This is a genomic window from Enterobacter sp. C6, assembly GCF_008122455.1.
GTDB lineage: Bacteria > Pseudomonadota > Gammaproteobacteria > Enterobacterales > Enterobacteriaceae > Enterobacter > Enterobacter pseudoroggenkampii.
In genome coordinates this window covers 1-6,500 of record NZ_QPFW01000110.1, presented here as the reverse complement: position 1 = coordinate 6,500, position 6,500 = coordinate 1, and the positions used below count along the sequence as shown (strand labels likewise).

The window sequence follows — 6,500 nt, the reverse complement described above, 5'->3', positions numbered from 1 at the left end:
GATACCTACGGCGCTGACAACTTCCTGCAGCAACGTGCTAACGGCGTCGCGACCTACCGTAACCAGGACTTCTTTGGTCTGGTGGACGGCCTGAACTTTGCTCTGCAGTATCAGGGCAAAAACGGCAGCGTAGAGGGTGAAAACACTAACGGTCGCAGCCTGCTGAACCAGAACGGCGACGGCTACGGTGCATCCGTGACCTATAACCTGGGCGAAGGCTTCAGCGTGGGTGGTGCGATGTCCTCCTCCAAACGTACCGCCGACCAGAATGCAGCTGGCGTATACGGTAATGGCGATCACGCAGAAGTCTATTCTGGTGGCCTGAAATACGATGCCAACAACATCTATCTGGCAGCGCAGTACTCTCAGACCTACAACGCAACCCGTTTCGGTACTTCTAACGGCAGCAACCCGACTACCGCTTACGGCTTCGCTAACAAAGCGCAGAACTTCGAAGTGGTTGCTCAGTACCAGTTCGACTTCGGTCTGCGTCCATCCGTGGCTTACCTGCAGTCTAAAGGCAAAGACATCGAAGGTTACGGCGATCAGGATCTGCTGAAATATGTTGATGTGGGTGCGACTTACTACTTCAACAAAAACATGTCCACCTATGTTGATTACAAAATCAACCTGGTTGATGAAAATGAATTTACCCGTCAGGCGGGTATCGGTACTGACGATATCGTCGCGCTGGGCCTGGTTTACCAGTTCTAATCGCGTCATCGTGTGACGTAAGGGGCCTGATGGCCCCTTTTTTGTGCCTCTCTGATTCTCACAACTCACCCGTTTTGGTGTACTCTTGCCGCCCTGGCATGAGGATAATAATGAATGGACATGACTTTTTTACGCGCCAGCTTTCTGGCTATGCTTTTTTTCCTGACCGCGTGTAACGATCCCACACCCGTGGCGAAAACCGACGCACCCGCCGCGACGGTGCTCGAAGGCAAAACGATGGGGACCTTCTGGCGCGTCAGCGTGATGAACCTCGATAAAACACGCACAGACGAACTTCGCGGCAAAATCCAGTCGCAGCTGGACGCCGACGATCAGCTGCTGTCGACCTATAAAAATGACTCGGCGCTGATGCGCTTTAACCTCTCAACCAGCACCTCCCTGTGGCCAGTGAGCGAGGCGATGGCCGATATCGTGACCGAGGCAATGCGCGTGGGTTACAAAACCAACGGGGCGATGGATGTGACCGTCGGACCGCTGGTAAACCTCTGGGGATTTGGCCCGAATAAACAGCCGGTGAAGACGCCCGAACAGGCGGCCATTGATGACGCCCGCGCCCGGACAGGGCTACAGCATCTGACCGTGATCAACCAGTACGGTCAGCAGTACCTGCAAAAAGATATCCCCGATCTGTTTGTCGATCTGTCGACGGTCGGGGAAGGCTATGCGGCGGATCATCTTGCTGCTCTGATGGCCCAGGAAGGAATTTCCCGTTATCTGGTCTCGGTGGGCGGCGCGCTGGTCAGCCGGGGGATGAACGCCAGCGATAAGCCGTGGCGCGTAGCGATTCAAAAGCCGACCGATCGGCAAAATGCCGTGCAGGCGATAGTGGATATCAACGGACATGGCATCAGTACCTCCGGCAGCTACCGTAACTATTACGAGCTTGAGGGGAAGCGTATTTCGCACGTTATCGATCCGCAGACCGGGCGCCCCATCACGCATAACCTGGTCTCGGTGACGGTCATTGCCCCCACCGCGCTGGAAGCGGATGCCTGGGATACCGGATTAATGGTTCTCGGCCCGGAAAAAGCCAAAGAGGTGGTTCGTCAGGAAGGGCTGGCGGTTTATATGATCACCAAAGAGGGCGACGGGTTCAAAACCTGGAGCTCGCCGCAGTTCAACAGTTTCCTGGTTAGCGACAAAAATTAAAAAGCAAGGTTGCGGGTTTTTTATCAGTGGCGCTCAGGCACGCTCTATGTATGCTTGTAAGAGGAGCCGATAATGAGAAACTCAACCTTTATTACCGATGAGGATCGCTGGCAGGCCGTGCTGGCCCGCGATCCGATCGCTGACGATCAGTTTGTCTTCGCCGTGCAGACCACGGGTATTTTCTGCCGCCCGTCATGCCGTGCCCGCCACGCGCTGCGTAAAAATGTCCGCTTTTATCCTGATGCCCATCATGCCGTACAGGCCGGCTTTCGTCCGTGCAAGCGCTGCATGCCGGACAAACGCGATCCACAGGCGCAGAAGCTGGCGAAAGTGGAACAGGCCTGCCGTCTTCTGGAGCAGGATCCTGCGCTAACCCTGGAGGGGTTGGCGCAGAAGGTTGCCATGAGTCCTTTCCATTTCCACCGTCTGTTTAAGGCCGTGACCGGCATGACGCCAAAAGCCTGGCAGCAGGCGGCGCGGGGCCAACGCCTGCGCGCCGCGCTTGCGCAGGGAGACAAAATTACCGACGCCGTGCTGGCGGCGGGGTTTCCCGACAGCAGCAGCTATTATCGTAAAGCCAACGATGCGCTGGGCATGACGGCGAAGCAGTACCGTAAAGGAGAGGTGGCCGTGCGGTATGCCATCGATCACTGTTCGTTAGGACGCTGTCTGGTCGCCGAAAGCGAGCGGGGGATCTGCGCGATTCTGCTGGGTGACACCGATGCGGAAGTCACCGCAGAGCTTGCCACGCAATTTCCCAAAGCAACGCACGCGCCGCTGGATGACGCCTTTGTGCAGCGGATCCACCAGGTGATTGCCAGTATTGATAACCGCGATGTACCGCTTACGCTGCCGCTGGATATTCGCGGAACCGCGTTCCAGCAGCGCGTCTGGCAGGCCCTTCGCAACATTCCCAGCGGCGAAACGGCAAGTTACCAGCAGGTGGCACAGGCGATTGGCCAGCCCAATGCGGTACGCGCCGTTGCCGGAGCCTGTGCGGCAAACACGCTGGCGATTGTGATCCCCTGCCATCGCGTGGTTCGCAACGACGGTGCGCTGTCGGGCTACCGCTGGGGGACGGCGCGAAAAGCGCTATTACTGAAACGTGAGGCGAAACGCCGGGAGGGATAATGCTCGATCTTTTTGCGGATGCTGAACCCTGGCAGGAGCCGCTTGCGCCGGGGGCAGCGATCCTGCGCCGCTTTGCACTCTCCCGTGCGGCGGCGCTGCTTGCCGGTATCGACGAGGTGACGGCTGTTTCGCCGTTTCGCCATATGGTGACGCCGGGCGGCTACACCATGTCGGTGGCCATGGCCAACTGCGGCGAACTGGGCTGGGCGACAAACGAACGTGGGTATGTGTATGCTCCAAGCGATCCCACGACCGACCGGCCGTGGCCTCCCATGCCTGCGGTTTTTCAGGCACTTTGTCACGAGGCTGCCGTGGCGGCGGATTATCCGGATTTTCGCCCTGATGCCTGTCTGATTAACCGCTACGCCGTCGGTGCGAAGCTCTCGCTGCATCAGGACAAGGATGAGCCCGATCTGCGCGCGCCTATCGTTTCGGTATCGTTAGGTCTGCCCGCCGTCTTCCAGTTTGGGGGATTACGCCGCAACGATCCGCTCAAACGCATTATGCTGGAACATGGTGATGTGGTGGTGTGGGGCAGGGAATCTCGGCTTTATTATCACGGCATTCAGCCGCTGAAACCCGGGGTCCACCCCCTCACGGGCGAGTACCGTTATAACCTGACCTTCCGTCAGGCGGGGATGCGTAAACAAAAATAAGAATTATTCTTGATGTACGCGCCTGGCAGTTTACACTGCTGGCTGATTTTTATTGTCCGGATTGCCTGCATGCAACTACTTCTCCTTGTCTGGCGTCAGTATCGCTGGCCCTTCATTGCCGTAATGGCGTTAAGCCTTGCCAGCGCCGCGCTGGGTATTGGCCTGATCGCGTTTATTAACGTGCGGTTGATTGAAATGGTCGACACCTCGCTCTCCGTATTGCCGGAGTTTCTTGGCCTGCTGCTGCTGCTGATGGCGGTTACGCTCGGCTCCCAGCTGGCGCTGACCGCGCTCGGCCACCATTTCGTTTTTCGTTTGCGCAGTGAGTTTATCAAGCGGATCCTGGACACCCAGGTCGAGCGCGTTGAGCAGCTCGGCAGCGCCTCGCTGCTGGCGGGGCTGACCAGCGACGTACGCGCCATTACCATCGCGTTCGTTCGTTTGCCGGAGCTGGTGCAGGGGATCATTCTGACCTTTGGATCGGCCGCTTATCTCGCCTGGCTCTCCAGCAAAATGCTGGCGGTGACCGCGCTGTGGATTGCCATTACCATCTGGGGCGGCTTTGTGCTGGTGTCGCGCGTCTACAAACACATGGCGGTGCTGCGTGAAACCGAAGATAAGCTCTATAACGATTACCAGACGGTACTGGAAGGGCGCAAAGAGCTCACCCTGAACCGCGAGCGCGCCGAGTATATCTTTAACCATCTCTATATCCCGGACGCGCGCGAATATCGTCATCACATTATTCGCGCCGATACCTTCCACCTGAGTGCGGTGAACTGGTCAAACATCATGATGCTGGGTGCCATTGGCCTGGTATTCTGGATGGCGAACAGCCTGGGCTGGGCGGACACCAACGTCGCGGCAACCTACTCGCTGACGCTGCTGTTTTTGCGCACGCCGCTGCTCTCGGCGGTCGGCGCGTTGCCTACCTTGCTGAGTGCGCAGGTGGCCTTTAATAAGCTCAAAAAATTCGATCTCGCGCCGTTTAAGGCCGAATTTCCGCGCCCGCAGGCCTTCCCGAACTGGCAGACGCTGGAGCTGCGTAACGTCACGTTCCGCTATCAGGACAGCGCCTTCTCCGTGGGGCCGGTTAACCTGACGATCCGCCGCGGCGAGCTGCTGTTCCTGATCGGCGGCAACGGCAGCGGTAAATCGACGCTGGCGATGCTGCTTACCGGGCTTTATCAGCCGCAGTCGGGCGAGATTTTGCTGGATGGCAGAGCGCTGAGCGCGGAGAAACCCGAGGATTACCGCAAGCTTTTCTCGGCGGTGTTCACCGACGTCTGGCTGTTCGATCGGCTGCTGGGTCCGGAAGGGCAGCAGGCCAATCCTGCGCTGGTGGAAAAATGGCTGGCGCAGCTGCAGATGTCGCACAAGCTGGAGTTACAGGACGGGAAGATCCTCAATCTGAAGCTTTCCAAAGGGCAGAAAAAGCGCGTGGCGCTGCTGCTGGCGCTAGCGGAAGAGCGTGACATCATTCTGCTGGATGAGTGGGCGGCGGATCAGGACCCGCACTTCCGCCGCGAGTTTTATCAGGTGCTGCTGCCGCTGATGCAGGAGATGGGCAAAACCGTTTTCGCCATCAGCCATGACGATCACTACTTCATTCATGCTGACCGCCTGCTGGAGATGCGCGACGGCAGGCTCAGCGAGCTGACCGGTGAAGAGCGCGATGCAGCCTCGCGTGATGCAGTGGCGCGTACGGCCTGAAGCCCTCACCCTAACCCTCTCCCACAGGGAGAGGGGATAGATCGTGGCCGTAATGCCGCTTTTTTCTCCATCCCGCCCCGTTGTTTATTCTTATTTACATATCCCCGCGCTATGCTTAACCCCAACTCATTTAATGGATTTATGATTGATGTCGGTATTAAAGAAAAACAGCGCCAGACAGCGTGACCAGGAGCGCGCGCGACTCATCTGGCTTCTCACGACCGATAAAGCGGTCACCTCTACGCTATTAGGCAAACTCACCCTGGCTGAGCAATATGATGTCGGCACTTTAGCCGACGATATTGCTGAGGTAGGTGCGCTGGTTGCTCATTTACCCCCACCGGATCTGGCGGATACCCTGGAAGCGCTTCCCTCGGAAGAACGTCACGCCCTGTGGCGTCTGGTGCAGGATCACGAGCGCGGGCAGGTGCTGCTCGAGGCCTCTGAAAACGTCTGGGACGACCTGATCGACGAGATGAGCGACCGGGATATTCTTGACGCTCTGCAAACCCTGGATATCGACGAGCAGATTTACCTCGTTCAGCACCTGCCGCGCAACCTGACCGGCCGCCTGCTGGCGTCACTGCCTGCCGATGAACGCGCGCGCGTGCGTCAGGTTATGCACTACGAGAAAAACAGCGTCGGCGCGATCATGGAGTTCGGCGTTATCACGGTGCGCCCGGACGTGACGCTCGGTACCGTGCAGCGCTACCTGCGTCGCCTGGGAAAAATGCCGGACAACACCGATAAACTGTTTGTCACCTCCCGGGATAAAACGCTGCTCGGCGAGCTGGAGCTGAAAACCATCCTGCTCAACAGCACCCAGCGGAAGGTGAGCGAGGTGATGGAAAACGAGCCGATGGTCTTCTCCCCGGAAGACGATGCGGAGAAAGCGGCGCGTACCTTCGAACGTGATGACCTGGTGAGTGCCGCCGTCGTGGACTCCGTCGGCAAACTGATGGGGCGTCTGACCATCGATGAGATCGTTGATGTGGTCTACGAAGAAACCGACAACGATCTGCGTGCGCTCGGGGGGATCAGCGCCGAAGATGACGTCCATGCCTCCGTCGGCAAGGCGGTGAAAACCCGCTGGGCGTGGCTGGCCATTAACCTGTG

General features: G+C 58.1%; 6 protein-coding genes. All 6 read left to right on the top strand.

Annotated features, from left to right (window positions below):
- The coding region (locus DOU50_RS01610) for a porin (protein WP_194266112.1) at window positions 1-714 on the top strand (714 nt) is incomplete at its 5' end.
- A gap of 114 nt (window positions 715-828) precedes the next feature.
- Window positions 829-1,884 carry an FAD:protein FMN transferase ApbE gene (gene apbE, locus DOU50_RS01605; protein ID WP_032646590.1) on the top strand — a complete coding sequence of 352 codons (1,056 nt, stop codon included), beginning with the start codon at window positions 829-831 and terminating at the stop codon, window positions 1,882-1,884.
- Between the two features lie 72 nt (window positions 1,885-1,956).
- A complete protein-coding gene (ada, locus tag DOU50_RS01600) occupies window positions 1,957-3,015 on the top strand; it encodes a bifunctional DNA-binding transcriptional regulator/O6-methylguanine-DNA methyltransferase Ada (RefSeq protein WP_148768613.1) in 1,059 nt (352 codons plus the stop codon).
- A complete protein-coding gene (gene alkB / locus DOU50_RS01595; protein ID WP_148768612.1) occupies window positions 3,015-3,671 on the top strand; it encodes a DNA oxidative demethylase AlkB in 657 nt (218 codons plus the stop codon). The genes ada and alkB overlap by 1 nt, the downstream gene beginning before the upstream one ends.
- Before the next feature lie 69 nt (window positions 3,672-3,740).
- A complete protein-coding gene (locus DOU50_RS01590) occupies window positions 3,741-5,384 on the top strand; it encodes a multidrug ABC transporter permease/ATP-binding protein (RefSeq protein ID WP_148768611.1) in 1,644 nt (547 codons plus the stop codon).
- Between the two features lie 148 nt (window positions 5,385-5,532).
- A partial coding sequence (locus tag DOU50_RS01585) for a magnesium transporter (protein WP_148768610.1) occupies window positions 5,533-6,500 on the top strand: 968 nt, incomplete at its 3' end.